14 protein-coding genes are annotated in these 15,653 nt (G+C 71.3%); 3 read left to right on the forward strand and 11 right to left on the reverse strand.

Annotation, left to right across the window (positions count from 1 at the left end; all coding sequences use genetic code 11):
- Position 1: 1 nt before the first annotated feature.
- From KKZ08_RS07275 to KKZ08_RS07290, 4 genes are all read right to left on the reverse strand, one after another.
- A complete protein-coding gene (locus KKZ08_RS07275) occupies positions 2-577 on the reverse strand; it encodes a cupin domain-containing protein (RefSeq protein ID WP_223773654.1) in 576 nt (191 codons plus the stop codon).
- 92 nt (positions 578-669) lie between these two features.
- On the reverse strand, positions 670-1,659 hold the full coding sequence (locus KKZ08_RS07280; protein WP_223773655.1) for a hypothetical protein: 990 nt from the start codon (positions 1,657-1,659) through the stop codon (positions 670-672).
- A gap of 200 nt (positions 1,660-1,859) precedes the next feature.
- On the reverse strand, positions 1,860-4,472 hold the full coding sequence (locus KKZ08_RS07285; protein ID WP_223773656.1) for an ABC transporter permease/substrate binding protein: 2,613 nt from the start codon (positions 4,470-4,472) through the stop codon (positions 1,860-1,862).
- On the reverse strand, positions 4,465-5,535 hold the full coding sequence (locus KKZ08_RS07290) for a glycine betaine/L-proline ABC transporter ATP-binding protein (protein WP_223773657.1): 1,071 nt from the start codon (positions 5,533-5,535) through the stop codon (positions 4,465-4,467). Before KKZ08_RS07290 ends, KKZ08_RS07285 begins: the two co-directional genes overlap by 8 nt.
- Before the next feature lie 197 nt (positions 5,536-5,732).
- On the opposite strand from KKZ08_RS07290, the gene KKZ08_RS07295 reads away from it, so the two are divergent.
- Together KKZ08_RS07295 and KKZ08_RS07300 are read left to right on the forward strand one after the other, a co-directional pair.
- On the forward strand, positions 5,733-6,692 hold the full coding sequence (locus KKZ08_RS07295; RefSeq protein ID WP_223778943.1) for a 5'-3' exonuclease: 960 nt from the start codon (positions 5,733-5,735) through the stop codon (positions 6,690-6,692).
- Between the two features lie 52 nt (positions 6,693-6,744).
- The gene (locus tag KKZ08_RS07300) at positions 6,745-7,581 is read left to right on the forward strand and encodes a siderophore-interacting protein (RefSeq protein WP_223773658.1); all 837 of its coding nucleotides are present in this window, start codon (positions 6,745-6,747) and stop codon (positions 7,579-7,581) included.
- Positions 7,582-7,877: 296 nt separating this feature from the next.
- Here KKZ08_RS07300 and KKZ08_RS07305 read toward each other — a convergent pair whose 3' ends face one another.
- Positions 7,878-8,492 (reverse strand): GNAT family N-acetyltransferase, encoded by a 615-nt coding sequence (locus KKZ08_RS07305; protein WP_223773659.1) that lies wholly within the window; start codon positions 8,490-8,492, stop codon positions 7,878-7,880.
- A gap of 103 nt (positions 8,493-8,595) precedes the next feature.
- On the opposite strand from KKZ08_RS07305, the gene KKZ08_RS07310 reads away from it, so the two are divergent.
- Positions 8,596-9,573: an RluA family pseudouridine synthase gene (locus KKZ08_RS07310; RefSeq protein WP_223773660.1), complete on the forward strand. Its 978-nt coding sequence runs from the start codon at positions 8,596-8,598 to the stop codon at positions 9,571-9,573.
- Here the strand turns inward: KKZ08_RS07310 and KKZ08_RS07315 are convergent.
- The 6 genes from KKZ08_RS07315 to KKZ08_RS07340 form a co-directional block, all read right to left on the reverse strand.
- Positions 9,567-11,048 carry a cytochrome P450 gene (locus KKZ08_RS07315; protein WP_223773661.1) on the reverse strand — a complete coding sequence of 494 codons (1,482 nt, stop codon included), beginning with the start codon at positions 11,046-11,048 and terminating at the stop codon, positions 9,567-9,569. The two genes, KKZ08_RS07310 and KKZ08_RS07315, sit on opposite strands and share 7 nt — an antisense overlap.
- Before the next feature lie 94 nt (positions 11,049-11,142).
- Entirely contained in the window at positions 11,143-11,766 is a 624-nt protein-coding gene (locus KKZ08_RS07320; RefSeq protein ID WP_223773662.1) for an ATP/GTP-binding protein, read from the reverse strand.
- The gene (locus KKZ08_RS07325; RefSeq protein WP_223773663.1) at positions 11,747-12,175 is read right to left on the reverse strand and encodes a DUF742 domain-containing protein; all 429 of its coding nucleotides are present in this window, start codon (positions 12,173-12,175) and stop codon (positions 11,747-11,749) included. Before KKZ08_RS07325 ends, KKZ08_RS07320 begins: the two co-directional genes overlap by 20 nt.
- Complete coding sequence (locus KKZ08_RS07330) at positions 12,172-12,579, reverse strand: roadblock/LC7 domain-containing protein (RefSeq protein ID WP_223773664.1); 408 nt, start codon at positions 12,577-12,579, stop codon at positions 12,172-12,174. The genes KKZ08_RS07325 and KKZ08_RS07330 overlap by 4 nt, the downstream gene beginning before the upstream one ends.
- Positions 12,576-14,234: an ATP-binding protein gene (locus KKZ08_RS07335; RefSeq protein WP_223773665.1), complete on the reverse strand. Its 1,659-nt coding sequence runs from the start codon at positions 14,232-14,234 to the stop codon at positions 12,576-12,578. The genes KKZ08_RS07330 and KKZ08_RS07335 overlap by 4 nt, the downstream gene beginning before the upstream one ends.
- Positions 14,235-14,547: 313 nt before the next feature.
- Positions 14,548-15,609: an alpha/beta hydrolase gene (locus KKZ08_RS07340; protein WP_223773666.1), complete on the reverse strand. Its 1,062-nt coding sequence runs from the start codon at positions 15,607-15,609 to the stop codon at positions 14,548-14,550.
- Positions 15,610-15,653 lie beyond the last annotated feature (44 nt).

The raw sequence follows: 15,653 nt of genomic DNA on the forward strand, positions 1-15,653 counted from the left end.
GTCAGCGCCCTCCGTCGTCCACCGCCTCGATGTGGTCCCCCACGGCGACCACCAGCACCCGCGTGTCCGCCACCGTGGCCCGCCAGCGGTGGCGGACCCCGCCGGTGAGGAAGAGGCTGTCGCCGCGCCCGAGGCGGTAGGCGCGGCCCTCGGCCTCCATCTCGACGGCGCCCTCGACGATGTACATCAACTCGTCGTTGCGGTGCTGGAACTCGCGGCCCGCGTCGTGGTCCCCGATGAATTCGAGGACGTGCAGTTGATGGTGGCCGCGCGCCAGTTCCCGCACGCGCGCGTCGGGCGTCGAACCGGCCAGGTCCGTGTCGTCTCCGGCACGCACCACCTCGACGGTGCGGGCCGGGTCGGCAGCGGCGAGCAGCTCCACGTCGGTGGTGCGCAGCGCGTCCGCGACGCGCTGCAGGGAGCGTCTGCTGGGCCGGGCGCGTTCGTTCTCGATCTGGCTGAGGAAGGGCACCGACAGGCCGCTGCGCTCGGCGACGACGGCAAGGGTGAGCTCCAGCCGGCGGCGCCGCCGCCGCACGGCCGAGCCCACCCGGAGGGTCTCCTTGTGCTCGTCCATCGCCTCGGCTCCCTTCAGCGCGCCGGTCCACTCTCAACCCTGACGGGTTTTCTGCACCCTACGCATGTTCGCCAAACGGTTCCGCCCCGTTGCTACAGCCTGTGCCAGTACAGCAGCTGCCCGGCCTCGCCGGGGGCGGAACCCTCACTCGGGACGAAGAGGCTGACGAGCAGGGCCGGGCGGCCCCGCGGATCGGTCAGGAGGGTCGCGGAGGGGTTGGCGAAGGCGCGGCTGCCGCCGTGCGTACGGATGTGGAGGCGGTCCGCCCGGCCGCTGGTGGGGTCGTACGCGTAAGTGCCCCAGCTGCCGAAGTCACCCCGCCGCCCCTGTCCCTCGACGAGCACCACGCGCTGCCCGCCGAGCTCCACGGGCGCCCGGTCGCCGATGTTGCCGCCGTTGCCCCAGATCCGCACGGCGCGGTCGAGCCGCCGGTCGGGCTCGGCGTGCCAGTGCCGGAAGCCGGTGAGGGTGGCGCGCAGCTGGCGGTCGGTGTCACAGCCCGCGCGGTAGTGCCCCGTGAGCCGGATGGTCGCGCCGCGCACGGCGGTGATGCTCGGGGTGCCCTCGGCACAGCGGGAGAGGGTGAGGGGCGCGTCGAAGGCCCGGTCGGCGCGGCCGTCGAGCAGCGCCGCCGGACCGGCGTACGCCCGTACCGCGATGTGGTTGCGCGGGTCCTTCTCGTACGCGAGGACATAGCCACCGCGACCGTCGTGCGCGAGCGAGGCCTGGTGGGTGCCGGGCCCGAAGTCGTGGCGGCGCTGCCAGTGCCGCAGGTCGGTGGAGGTGGCGACGGCGGCGTGGAAGCGGCCGTCGGCGAGCAGCGTGTGGTAGACGGCGAGGTAGGTGCCGTCCTGGGCCTGTTCGATCTGCGCGGCGTCCATGGTGCGGCCGGTGTGGTCCCGCGCGTCGTAGCGGTGGCCGTCGGCGGCGGTGACGTCCTCGGCGAGCGCGGCCAGGCGCGCGGTGCCCGCTGAGGCGGGGGCGGCGTCGGCGCGGGCCAGCTGCGCGAGGAGCAGGGCGGCGGCCAGGGCGAGGACGGCGGCGACGGTGAAGAGCGCCGTTCTCGGCTGCCTTGCGGTCACGGGGCGGGATCTCACGTTCAGGTGTTCGAGAATGCGAAGTGGGGAGGCGGGGCCCAGTCGAGAAGGGGTGGCGGGGCCCAGTCGGGAAAAGGCGTGGCGGGGCCCAGTCGAGGTTAAGGACCCCGGCCCCCCTCCGGAACGCCCCGAGGGGTGGGCTTCGCCACAAGGCGAGGCCCACCCCTCGGGAAACACCGGCCGTGCTACTTCGCGGAGGTCATCTTCTCCTCGAAGCCCGGGTTCTTCTTCAGCCAGGCGTCGACTGCCTCGGGCTCATTGCCCTTGCCCGCCTTGTTGATCTCGTTCTCCAGGCTGGCCAGCTGCGGCTCGCTCATCTTGAAGTCCTTGAGCCACTTCGTGAGCCGCGGGTACTGCTCCGGGAACTCCTTGCTGGAGATCGTGCGGATCGTGTCGCCCTTGCCGAAGGCGACCTCGGGGTCCTTCAGCTTGGTCAGCTCGTACTCGTTGTACGCCCAGTGCGGCGACCAGAGCAGGACCGCGACCGGCTCCTTCTTGGCGTACGCCGACTTCAGCTCGGAGAGCATCGCGGGCGTCGAACCGGAGACGATCTTGTACTCCTTGTCGAGGCCGTAGCCGGGCAGGACCTTGTCCTTGAGCGCCGTCATCACGCCCGTGCCGGGCTCGATGCCGATGATCTTGCCCTTGAACTTGTCGCCCTTGCCCTTGAGGTCCGCCAGCGACTTCACGTCCTTGACGTAGGACGGGACGGCGATCTCCAGCGACGTCGGGCTGTACCAGGAGCCCAGGTCCTTGAGGTTCGCCTTGTTCTTCTCCCAGTACTGCTTCTGGGCCGTCGGCAGCCAGGCGTCGAGGTCCAGGTCGAGGTCGCCCTGGGCGAGCGCGGTGTAGACGGGGCCGACGTCGGACGGCGTCAGCTTCATCTTGTAGCCGCGCTTCTCCAGGACGCGCTTCCAGAGGTTCGTGACGGCGATGTTCTCGTCCCACGCGAAGTACGCGGCGTTCAGCGGACGCTTCGCCTCGGCGGGGGTGGACGTCTCGGGCAGCGGGGCCAGCTTGTCGACGACACCCGGGTTCTTCTTCAGCCAGGCGCGGACGGCTTCCTGCTGCTTGCCCTTGCCCGCCTTGTTGATCTCCGCCTCAAGACCCGTGAGCTGCTTCTCGCTCATCTTGAAGTCCTTCAGCCACTTGGCGACCCGGGGGTTCTCGTCGGAGAAGCCCTTGCGCGCCAGCGTGTGCACGCCGTCGCCCTTGCCCCAGGCACCCTTCGGGTCCTTGAGCTTCTTCAGGTCGAAGTCGCTGTACGCCCAGTGCGGCGACCAGAGCGTCGTGACGATCGGTTCCTTCTTGGCGTACGCGCGCTTGAGCTCGGCCAGCATCGCGGGCGTGGAGCCGTCGACGACCTTGTACTCCTTGTCGAGGCCGTACTCCTTCAGCACCTTGTCCTTCAGCAGCCCCATCATTCCGGCGCTCGACTCGATGCCGACGATCTTGCCCTTGAACGTGCCGCTCTTGCCCTTGAGGTCTTCGAGGGAGTCGACGCCCTTCACGTACGAGGGCACGGACAGCTCCAGCGAGGTCGGGCCGAACCACGCGCCCATGTCCTCCAGCTTGTCGCCGTACTTCTTCCAGTACGCGGCGTGCGTCGTCGGCAGCCAGGAGTCCGTCTGGAAGTCGACGCTGCCCTGCGCCAGCGAGGTGTAGAGCGGACCGGCCTCCAGCTGCTTGGTCTGCGGCTTGAAGCCCCGCTGCTCCAGGATCTCCTTCCAGAGGAAGGTCGAGGCCACGCCCTCGTCCCAGGGGATGTAGCCGATGTTGATCTGCTTGCCCTGGCCGACGTTCTCGGTGTCCGCGGCGGCCTCGTCCGACTTCGAGCCGCCGAAGACGCCCATGCCGCCCGCGACGAGCGCGAGGACGACCACGCCGACGACCGCGACCGCGGCCTGCGGACGGTAGGTCCAGATGTTCAGGCCCCGCGCGGCGCGCAGCTTGGCGACGGCGCGGCGGCCCAGCGGGGAGACCTGGGTGCCCAGCGAGCTGGTCATCCGGTCCAGGTAGATCGCCAGGATGACGATGGCGACGCCCGCCTCGGAGCCGAGGCCCACGTTGAGCTGGCCGATGGCCTCGTTGACGTCGGCGCCCAGGCCCTCGGTGCCGACCATGCCCGCGATGGCGGCCATGGACAGGCCCAGCATGATGACCTGGTTGACGCCGGCCATGATCGTGGGGAGGGCGAGGGGCAGCTGGATGCGCAGCAGGATGTTGCGCGGCGTGGTGCCGAACGCGTCAGCGGCCTCGACCAGTTCCTTGTCGACCTGGCGGATGCCCAGCTCCGTCATGCGGACGCCGGGGGCCAGGGCGAAGATCAGGGTGGCGACGATGCCCGCGGGGGCACCCATCCCGAAGAAGAGGATGGCGGGGATGAGGTAGATCATCGCCGGCAGCGTCTGCATGAAGTCGAGCACGGGGCGGACGATGCCGCTGACCGTGCTGGAGCGAGCCGCCCAGATACCCACGGGCACGGAGATGAGCAGCGCGATGATCGTCGAGACGAGCACCAGGGCCAGCGTCATCATCGCGTGGTCCCACAGTTCCAGCGAGATGATGAACGCGAAGCCCGCGAACGTCAGCACACCGGCGACCACGCCGCGCAGCCAGAAGGCGATGACGGCGAAGATGCCCGCGAGGAGCAGCGGCTCGGGCGCCTGGAGCACGTCGGCTATGCCGTCGTAGGCGCCCTGGAAGACGGTCTGGAGGAAGTCGAACAGCCAGGCCATGTGGCTGAGCAGCCAGTCGACGGCGTCGTTGACCCACTCGCCGAACGGAATCCTAGGCACCGCTGACCACCTTCTTGCTCTCCTGCGGCTCGTCCTCGGGGGCCATCGGCTCGCCGAGTACGGCGAGCAGCCGGGCCCGCGGCACGACGCCGATGAGCTTGCCGTCCGCGTCGGTCACGGCGACCGCCACACCGCTGGTGGAGCAGGGCGTGAACAGCTCGATGATCGGGGTGTCCGCGGTGACCGTGGCGGGGGCGTCGGCCTGGACGAAGTCGCTGTCCGGTTCGGCCATGATCGCGCCGGCGGTGAGCACCCGGGCGCGGTCGACGTCCTGCGTGAACGCGGCGACGTAGTCGTTGGCCGGGGTGACGAGGATGTCCTCGGCGCTGCCGATCTGGACGATGCGGCCGTCGCGCATGACGGCGATCTGGTCGCCCAGGCGCATGGCCTCGTTCAGGTCGTGGGTGATGAAGACGATGGTCTTCTTCAGCCGCTTCTGGAGTTCGAGGAGCTGGTCCTGCATGTCGCGGCGGATCAGCGGGTCGAGCGCGCTGAACGACTCGTCCATGAGGAGCAGGTCGGCGTCGGTGGCGAGCGCGCGGGCCAGGCCCACGCGCTGCTGCATGCCGCCGGACAGCTCGTCGGGCCAGGACTTCTCCCAGCCCTTGAGCCCGGCGAGCTCCAGCGCCTCGGTGGCGCGCCGCTCGCGCTCGGCGCGCGGGACGCCCTGCACCTCCAAACCGTACCCGGCGTTCTCCAGGACGCTGCGGTGCGGGAAGAGCGCGAAGTGCTGGAAGACCATGCTGATCTTCTTGGAGCGCACCTCGCGCATCTCGCGCGCGCTCAGCTCGGTGAGGTCCTGGCCGTCGAAGCGGACGTGACCGGCCGTCGGCTCCGACAGCCCGTTGAGCATGCGCAGCAACGTGGACTTGCCGGATCCGGAGAGACCCATGACGACGAAGATCTGGCCCGGCTCGACCTCGAAGGAAGCGTCGATCACGGCGGCGGTGGTGCCGTCGGCGCGCAGCTCCTCCCGGTCGGCTCCGTGGCGGAGTCGCTCCACCGCGTCATCGGGTCGTCTGCCGAACACCTTGTACAAGTGCTCGGCTTGCAGCCTGGACACATACACCTCTCGGGTCGAAGCAAGACGGCCCGCCTCCCCCGCCGGCGGGCCGTGGAGCGCCGTGGCCTCTGCCCACTTGCCCGGTCGAAATGTTGAATCGTCGACGGGGCGCGCTCCGGCGGCGCGCCTTCCCCCAGTCATGCAAACCAAACTCAAGAGTGACCCAGCTCACTTCCGCCGCCCCGGGTCCGGTGAGGATGTCGGTGGCGTGCGGCATGATGCCCACCGTGACTCAGCGAACACGACGGCTCATGCTGCTCGACACGGCGTCCCTCTACTTCCGGGCCTACTTCGGGGTCCCCGACTCCGTGAAGGCCCCGGACGGCACGTCGGTCAACGCCGTGCGCGGGCTGCTCGACTTCATCGCCCGCCTCGTCCAGGACCACCGCCCGGACGACCTGGTCGCCTGCATGGACGCGGACTGGCGCCCGCACTGGCGCGTCGAGCTCATCCCCTCGTACAAGGCGCACCGCGTGGCCGAGGAGACCGCGCAGGGCCCGGACGCCGAGGAGATCCCGGACACCCTCTCCCCGCAGGTCCCGGTCATCGAGGCGGTCCTCGACGCGCTCGGCATCGCGCGCGTGGGCGTGCCGGCGTACGAGGCCGACGACGTGATCGGCACCTTCGCGGCGCGCGCCACGGGTCCGGTGGACATCGTCACCGGCGATCGCGACCTCTACCAACTGGTCGACGACGAGCGCGGCATCCGCGTCCTCTATCCCCTGAAGGGCGTCGGCACGCTCCAGGTCACGGACGAGGCCTGGCTGCGCGAGAAGTACGGGGTGGACGGCCCGGGCTACGTCGATCTCGCGCTACTGCGCGGCGACCCGAGCGACGGTCTGCCCGGCGTGCCCGGCATCGGCGAGAAGACGGCGGCCAAGCTCCTCGACGCCTTCGGCGACCTGGCCGGGATCATGGCCGCGGTCGACGACCCGAGGTCGAAGCTCACCCCCTCGCAGCGCAGGCGGCTCGACGAGTCGCGGGCGTACGTGGCGGTCGCCCCGAAGGTCGTCCGGGTCGCCGGTGACGTGCCCCTGCCCGAGGTCGACGTGGCGCTGCCCCGCGTGCCGCGCGACCCGGCGGGGCTCGACGAGCTGGCGCGGCGCTGGAACCTGGGCGGCTCGCTCCAGCGGCTTCTCACCACTCTCCAGACCTGAGGTGTTAGCTTAGGTAAACCTAAGTATCTGAAGATCAGGGGAGGCCGCCGCCATGGCAGAACGTCCGGCACGCAAGGCACCGAAGACCCACGTGGGACGGGTCGTGCGCACGGAGCGGCTGACCCCGCACATGCAGCGCGTGGTGCTCGGCGGCGAGGGCCTCGCCGAATTCAGCGCGGGCGAGTGCACCGACCACTACGTGAAGCTCCTCTTCGCCGCCGAGGGCGTCACCTACCCGGAGCCCTTCGACATCCAGCGGATCCGCGAGGAGTTCCCGCGCGACCAGTGGCCGGTCACCCGGACGTACACGGTGCGCTGGTGGAACCCCGAGGCCCGCGAGCTGGCCCTCGACTTCGTGATCCACGGCGACGAGGGCCTCGCGGGGCCGTGGGCGCGCGAGGCCGAGGCGGGCACCACGATCCGCTTCCTCGGCCCCGGCGGCGGCTACGCCCCGGACCCGGCCGCCGACTGGCATCTGCTCGCCGGTGACGAGAGCGCCCTGCCCGCGATCGCCGCCGCGGCCGAGGCGCTCCCCGAAGGCGCGGTCGCCCGGATCTTCGTGGAGGTCGAGGGACCCAAGGAGGAGCAGAAGATCCTCACGGACGCCGACGTCGTCTGGCTGCACCGCGACGGGCGGCCGGTGGGCCAGGCCCTGATCGAGGCCGTGCGCTCCCTGGAGTTCCCTCCGGGTGACGTCCACGCCTTCGTCCACGGCGAGGCGGGCTTCGTGAAGGAGCTGCGCCGCTACCTCCGCGTCGAGCGCGAGATCCCGCGCGAGCGCCTGTCGATCTCCGGCTACTGGCGCCTCGGGCACAACGAGGACGGCTGGCAGGCGTCGAAGCGGGAGTGGAACGCGCGGGTGGAGGCGGAGCAGGAGAACGGGGCGTAGGCGCTGCGCTGGCTTCCGGGTCGACTGGTCGGCTGGCCGCCGGGCCGGGCAGCCGCCGTTGGGGTCGATGTCCGTGGCGTGACTGCCGGTCGTGGGCCGTCCTTGCGCAGTTCCCCGCGCCCCTTCCAGGGGCGCCCGGCTCCCCCGCAGCCCAAAGGCAGGCCCCATGAGTGTCGGGGTCCTTCGCACGGAGCACTGCACTCGCCGTCGGGTCGGCCGGGCAGCCGCCGTAGGGGCCGATGCCGGTGGCCGACTGCCGGTTGTGGTCCATCCTTGCGCAGTTCCCGGCGCCCCTTTCAGGGGCGCCCACTCCCCCGCGGCTCAAAGGGAGCCCCCGCGACCCGCGCATGCAGATGCATGTCGTGCCAGCCGTCCGCGTGCAGTACCGCGCTGCGCTTGGTTCCCTCTGCGGGGAAGCAGGTCTTCAGGGCCACGCGGCACGATGCCTCGTTGGCCGTCGCGTGGGTCAACTCCAGGCGGTGCAGGCCCACTTCGTCGAAGGACCAGCGCGCGAGGGTCTCGACGGCGCGCGGGGCGACGCCGCGTCCGCGTGCCCACGGCACAGTCCAGTAGGCGACCTCGGCCTGACCGTCGGGGAGCTCGATCATCCGCAGGGCGATCCGTCCGACGAGCCGGTCCGTGGCGGCGTCGGCGATCGCCCAGTGCGCGGCCCGTTCACCGGCCCAGGCCGCGCGCCAGTCCTCGATCCAGTCGCGCGCCTCGCCCTCGGAGTCGGCCACGCGGGCGTGCCAGCGCTGGAGCACGGGGTCCTGGAACGCCTCGTACACGGCGGGTGCGTCGGAGGACGCCCAGGGTCGCAGGACCAGGCCGCCGTCGGAGACGGGGAGCGTCGGCTGCTGCCGGCAGGCGAGGGCGCCGGGGGCGACTACGTCGGAGATCAGGTAGGGCATGGCCTCATCGTGGCAGCGGCGGCAAACATGACGGCACTGGTTTTCGGGCCCCGGCGGTCGACGCACCGCCCTGACCTGCGGCGCCCCGTACGCTGGCCTCCTGATGAGACGCAAGCCCCGCATTCCGCCCGCCCCGCTGCCCCAGCGCGACGGCGTCGACCCCGTCAGGGTCAGGCTGCCGCCCGAGGGGACATGGCCGACCGTCCGCGACCATTTGGTGAAGCGGCTCGCGGCCGGCCCGGGGGTCATCGACGCGATGCTGCGCGGCGGCGAGATCGTCGGCGCGGACGGCACACCGGTCGCGCCGGACGCCCCGTACGAACCGGGCGCCTTCGTGTGGTTCCACCGGGACCTGCCGCCGGAGGCGACCGTGCCGTTCGCCCTCGACGTCGTCCACCGCGACGAGCACATCGTGGTGGTGGACAAACCGCACTTCCTCGCCACCATGCCGCGCGGCGGCCACGTCGCGCAGACCGCCCTCGCCAGGCTGCGCGTGCGGCTCGGTATCCCGACGCTGAGTGCGGCCCACCGCCTGGACCGGCTGACCGCCGGGCTGCTCCTGTTCACCGTGCGGCCCGAGGAACGCGGCGCCTACCAGACGCTGTTCCGCGACCGCCTCGTACACAAGGAGTACGAGGCGGTGGCACCCTACGACCCGCACGTGCCGCTCCCCCGCACCGTCCGCAGCCACATCGAGAAGGAGCGCGGACGCATCGCGGCGTACGAGGTCGAGGGCGCCGAGCCGAACAGCGAGAGCCACGTCGAACTCATCGAGCACCGCGGCGCCCTCGGCCGCTACCGCCTGACCCCGCGCACCGGCCGCACCCACCAACTGCGCGTCCACATGAACGCGCTCGGCCTGCCGATCCTCGGCGACCCGGTCTACCCGGTGGTGACCGGACCCGCGGCGCCGGACGACTTCCGGCGGCCCCTGCAACTCCTCGCGCGCGTCCTGGAGTTCACGGATCCGGTCACGGGCGCCCGGCACCGCTTCGTGAGCGGGCGGACGCTGGGCGCGTGGTCGGCGTACGACGACTGGAACCAACAGCCGCACGGTAGCCGCGCGGCCCCGGCTCAGTAGCCGCGCCACCAGGTGACGAAGCGCCGCCATGCCCCCTGCGCCTGGACCGGCTCGGGCGCGGGCGCCGCCGTCGGGGCGCCCTGCGGCTGCGGGGCCCGGGCGGCGGCCGGCATCGGCTGCCGCAGCGGCGGCGTGGAGATCTGCCAGTCCGTGCGGGACCTTGGCACCTGCGCCGACGGCCGGGCCATGACGTCCTGCGGGGGGCGCGGCGCGAACCGCACCGGCAGCTCCACCAGATGCCGCGAGAGGATCGACGACGTCCACCTCAAGTCCCGTTCGTCGATGTCCAGTTCGACGTCCGGCAGGCGCATCAGGAGGGCGTCGACACCGGTGTCGGCGATGGCCCGGCCGATGTCCTGCCCCGGGCACTCGTGGGGCCCGCCGCTGAACGCGAGGTGTGAGCGGTTGCCCCGCATGTTCGCGGCGAGGTCGGGGCGTACGACGGGGTCGACGTTGCCCGGCGCGATGCCGAGGATCAGGCCGTCGCCCGCCCGGATCCGCTGGCCGCCGAGCTCGGTGTCCTGCTTGGCGAAGTAGCCGATCATGGCGCTGAACGGCGGCTCGTCCCACAGGGACTGCTCGACCGCCTCGGGGACCGTCATCTGCCCGCCGCTGAGCTGCGCGCGAAAGCGCGGGTCGGTCAGGACCATCCGCAGGACGTTCGCGATGAGGTTGGCGGTCGCCTCGTACGCGGCGATGAGCACCAGCCGCAGATGCGCGCCGACCTCGTCGTCGGTCAGCTGCGCCGGGTGCGAGATGAGGCTCGTGGTGAAGTCCTCCTCGGGCTGGACCCGGCGCCGCGCCACGAGGCCCATCAGGACCTCCATGATGTACGCGTTGCTGGCGATGGCCGTGTCGGTGCCCTTGATCATGTCGCGGGCCGACTGCACCATCCGCTCGTTGTACTCCTCGGGCATGCCGAGGACGTGGCACATCACCATCATCGGCAGGTGTTCGGCGAACTGGCTGACCAGGTCGGCCGTGCCGTTCTCGCAGAAGTCGTTGAGCAGGTGGTTCGTGTAGCGGTTGATGTGGCGGCGGACGCCGCGGTGGTCGATGGTCGACATGGCGCCGGTGACCGCCCCGCGCAGCCGCTGGTGCTCGTCGCCCTCGACGAAGCTGCACATGGGCTGCCAGGTGAAGACGGGGGCGAGCGGGTGGTCCGCCCCGGCGCTGCCGTCCCGCACCGCGCGCCAGATGCGCGAGTCCCGGGTGAACTGCGAGGGCGTGCGGACCATGTGGAGGTTCTCGCTGTGCCCGAGCACGGCCCAGATCGGCACGTCGTTGTGGAGGAGTACGGGGGCGACCGGGCCGTGCTCGGCGCGCAGCTTCTCGTACAGGCCGGCCAGGTCGGCACCCGCCTCGGGGCCGTAGAGGCGGCGCAGACCGCCGGGGCCGAGGCCATGGGCGGGGCAGCCGGGAGGCGGCGCGGCGGGGTCGTCGGTACCGGGCCAGGAGGGGGAGGGGGTCGTCACGGTCGTCGCTCCGGGTTGACGGAAGGGGTTCCGGGTGGCAGATGCGGCAGATAAGGCAGATGTGGCAAGGGACGGGTCACAGGCGTCGGACGGGTCAGACGCGGGCCACGGTCAGGGAGTGGAGGTAGCGCATCAGGGTCATCAGGACGTCGCGGCTGGACTCCCTGCGGCGGGCGTCGCAGGCCATGATCGGGACGCCGGGTCCGAGGTCCAGCGCCCTGCGCAGGGTCTCGACCGGATGCTGCGGCGCGTCCGGGAAGTCGTTGACGGCGATGACGAACGGCACCCCGCGCTCCTCCAGACGCCCGATCACGTCGAAGCTGACCTCCAGGCGGCGGGTGTCGATGAGGACGACCGCGCCGAGCGCTCCTTCGAAGAGCCCGTTCCACAGGAACCAGAAGCGCTCCTGGCCGGGGGTGCCGAAGAGGTAGAGCACCAGTTCTTCGGAGATGCTGATCCGGCCGAAGTCCATGGCCACGGTGGTGGCCGTCTTGGACTCGGATCCGTAGTTGTCGTCGACGCCGATGCCCGCCTGGGTCATCGTCTCCTCGGTCGTCAGCGGGCGGATCTCGCTGACCGAGCCGACCATCGTCGTCTTGCCGACGCCGAACCCGCCGACGATCACGACCTTCACGGCGGCCGCGGCCGTGTGCGGCAGGACGTCCTCGCTGCGGGGACCGGTGATCGTGTCGGCGCTCTTAGAGCTTCTGAAGTCCATGCATCACCGCTTCGAGAAGGGATCGGTCGGGGAGCGCGGAGCGGACGATAGGGGCGCGCGCCTGGACGAGTTCGGCCGCGAGCAAATCGGTCAGGACCACGGTCACCACACTGAACGGCAGCGCCAGATACGCGGAGATCTCGGCGACGGAGAGCGGCGTCCTGCACAGCCGCAGCACCGCCGAGTGCTCCGGCTGCGCCATGGGGGACGCCTCGCCGTTGGCCACGATCAGCGTGACGAGGTCGAGGGGCGCCCGCTCGGAGTCCTCGCCCGTCAGGATGTACAGCCGCTCGGGGTTGTCGGGGCCGCGTCGCTCGCGCTGGGGAGGGGCGTCCGGGTCGGGCGCGTCCCGCCGGGACGGCGGGTCCCCGTTCGAAGGGCCGGGTGACGGGCCTTGCGGAGGAGTCATACGGCCTGCCCGTCACGCCGGGGCGGGCTCGTCAGGTGCGCCCCGATGCGTACGACGAGGTCGCGCATCCGGGCGGCGATGAGACCGGCGTCGACGGTCTCGTCGGCGAGCACCGCCAGATAGGCACCGGCACCGGCGGCCATGAGGTAGAAGTAGCCGCCGTCGATCTCGATGATGACCATCTTCATCCCGCCGTCGCTGCGCGGGATCTCCGTGGCCACGGCGGCGGCGAGGCTCTGCAGGCCGGCGCAGGCCGCGGCGATGCGGTCGGCGGCGTCCGGGTCGCCGCCGTAGCGCGCGATGCGCAGGCCGTCGGCGGAGAGCACCACGATCTGCCGCGTCTGCGGCACCCCGTCGGCCAGTTCCTTCAGCATCCAGTCGAAATTGGCGCGCTGCTGGATCACTGCCAGCCCCCCTCGTCGGCGTTGCCGTGGTTGTTCCGGGTGGTTCCCTGCGGAGGGGTGGTGCCCTGCGGGGGCGTCGTGCCCTGCGGGGGGATCGTGCCCTGCGGGGTGGACGGATCAGGGTCGCCCGTGCCGTCGCCCTTGACGCCCTTCATGAACGCCTCGATCCACAGGCCCGGTTCGGTCTTCTGCTTCTTGGGGGCCGGCGGCTGTGCGGTCGCGGCGGCGTGGGCCTCGGCGATCCGCTGGGCCTCGGCCTCCCTGGCGTACCGCTCGCTGAGGGACATCTTGGCGCGGCTGCGGCGCTGCGGCAGGCCGTTCTCGGTCCACTCGGTGACCTCGGGGACGTCGTCCTCCATGGTCGCGGTGAGCTGGGAGCGCAGCGGTGGGCCCGCAGTGACGACACGGGGCTTCTTGCGGCGGATGTTGCGGACGGGCTCCTCGATGAGCTGTCCGCCGTTGTCCACGCGGGGCACGGCGGAGGCGCCGATGCCGTGGGCGAGACCGGGGGCCGGGTCGGTGGTCATCATGTCGCGCGGCACGATGAGCACCGCGCGGACGCCGCCGTAGGCGGACTGCCGCAGGGAGATCTGCATGTTGTACATCTGCGAGAGGCGGCCGACGACGGCCATGCCGAGGCGCGGCGTGTCCCCGAGGTCGTTGAGGTCGATGCCGGCCTGGGCCTGCGCCAGCATGCGCTCGGCGCGGGCCCGGGCCTCCTCGCTGAGGCTGACGCCGCCGTCCTCGATCTCGACGGCGATGCCGGTCTGCACCTCGACGGCGGTGACGTGCACCTTGGTCTGCGGCGGCGAGTAGCGGGTGGCGTTGTCGAGGAGCTCGGCGCAGGCGTGGATGAGCGGCTCGACGGAGGTGCCCTTGATCGCGACATCGGCGATCGAGTGCAGCTCTACGCGCGGGTAGTCGAGGATCCGGGACATCGCACCGCGCAACACGCTGAACAGCGGTACGGGGTTGGGCCATTGGCGGCCGGGCCGGGCGCCGCCGAGCACGGTGATGGAGTCGGCGAGGCGGCCGATCAGCGCGGTGCCGTGGTCGATGCGCAGGAGGTCGTCGAAGACCTCGGGGTTGCGGCCGTGGAACTCCTCCATCTCCCGCAGTTCCGCGGCCTGTTGGTGGACGATCGACTGGACGCGCCGGGCGATGTTCACGAAGGCGCGCTGCGCGGACTCGCGCATCGCTTCCTCGTGGTCCAGGGTCTCCAGGACCGACCGCAGCAACTGGCGCTGGGAGTCGGGCAGATCGCGGTAGGCCTCGTCCTTGTCGACGACGTTGCGGACCACGTCGGCGGGCGGTTCGCCCTGCCGCAGCCGCCAGAGCGCGTCGGGCAGGATGTCCCGGCCCAGCCGCACGGTCTCGTCGTCGTGGGATGCGATGCGCCCTTCGAGGTAGGCGAGCCGCTGTGCGTACTGTGCGCGCTGGCCCCTGATGGTCCTGCCGCGCCGCACGGCTTCCGTGCCGACCACGACGACCATGAGCGTGGCGACGGCGCCGCACCAGCCGACCGCGGGCCTGGCCGGCTCCGTCACCGCCGCGACGGCGGCTCCGGTCGCCGCGGCCATGAGCATGGCGGGCAGCAACAACACACGCGTATAAGGGACTTCTCGGCCACCGGGAGGCGATTGAACACTCACCATGTATGCCCTCTGAACACTCGTCTTGGGGAACTCGGGGAAGGGGGAGCGAAAACGAACTATCGAAAGAATTGGGAACAAGCGCGCGAATTCCTCGCAACTCACTTCAACTCGCCGCGCTCCGGGCGAGCTTAGTCCGCCGCAAACATCGCCGAGTCATATTCGGCATCCCCCTGCACGGGCCCCACCGACGGGAATACACTCGCCCATTTACACGCGGGGCGATCATTCGAACACATGGCGTGACGTCTTCGAACAGCCGGGAAGACCCCAGAGACCCGAGGGTCCCTCGGGCGGAGCGCCCGGCCGCCGGCGGTCAGTCCCGGCGCAGGAAGGCCAGGACCTCCCGCTCGAAGCGCGCGCCGCGCTCCAGGTGCGGGAGGTGCCCGGCGTCGTCGAACTCCACCAGCCGCGCCCCGGGGATCGCGGCGGCCGCCCGCTTCCCGAGGACCGAGTAGTTCCCGAGCTTGGCCCGGTCCTCGGGGGCCGCGTACGGCTTGCCGATCGCGGTGCGGTCGTGCTGCCCGATGACGAGCAGCACGGGAAGCCGCAGCTTCGGCAGATCGGCCACCACCGGCTGGTGGTACGCCATTTGATAGGTGAGCGCGGAGGCCATGGCCCAGCGCGGGTACTCGGCGCCGAGGGTCACCCGGTAGCGGATGCCGACGTTGCGTTCGTACGCCGGGCGCCAGCGCACCACGTACGCGCGGTAGAAGGCGCGGATCGCGGCGAGGTCGGTGTTGGCCAGCTCATCGGCGAAGAGCCGCTCGGTGGGCAGCGCCGGGACGAGATCGCGGTAGTCCTCGAGGCCGACCGGGTTGGCGAGGACCAGCTTGCGGGCGCGCGCCGGATGCCGCAGGGCGAAGCGGACGGCGAGCATGCCTCCCATGGAGTGACCGACGACGTCGGCCCGTTCGACACCCAGCCGGTCGAGGAGCGTAACCGTGTTCGACGCGAGCAGTTCGAAGCTGTAGTTCTTCAAGGCCGGTTTCGAGGACCGCCCGAACCCGAGCTGGTCGGGTACGACGACCCGGTGCCCGGCGGCGACGAACGCCCGCGCGGTGGGCTCCCACGCCCCGCCGTCGAAGTTCTTGCCGTGCAGCAGCAGAACCGTCCGCCCGGACGGCTCGCCCCGCGGCGCGAGATCGACGTACGCCATGTTCACGTGCTCGCCCTCGATCACCAGCCGCAGGAAGCGCACCGGGAAAGGCGAGGGGAAGCCCTCCATGGCGATGCCGAGCGGCTGGTCGTGGCCGGGACCGGACACGGCTGCGGCTCCCCCGGCCGGCCCGCCCCCGGCGGCGGTCGCCGCGGCGGGAACTCCCGCCCCTGCCACGGCGACCGCTCCGGCGGCCAGCAGTCTCCGGCGCGTGGTCATCACGGACCCCCCAGTGCACTAGCACGTCAGTACGGCCATTGTGC

It is taken from the genome of Streptomyces sp. 135 (assembly GCF_020026305.1).
In the GTDB taxonomy this organism is placed as follows: Bacteria; Actinomycetota; Actinomycetes; order Streptomycetales; family Streptomycetaceae; genus Streptomyces.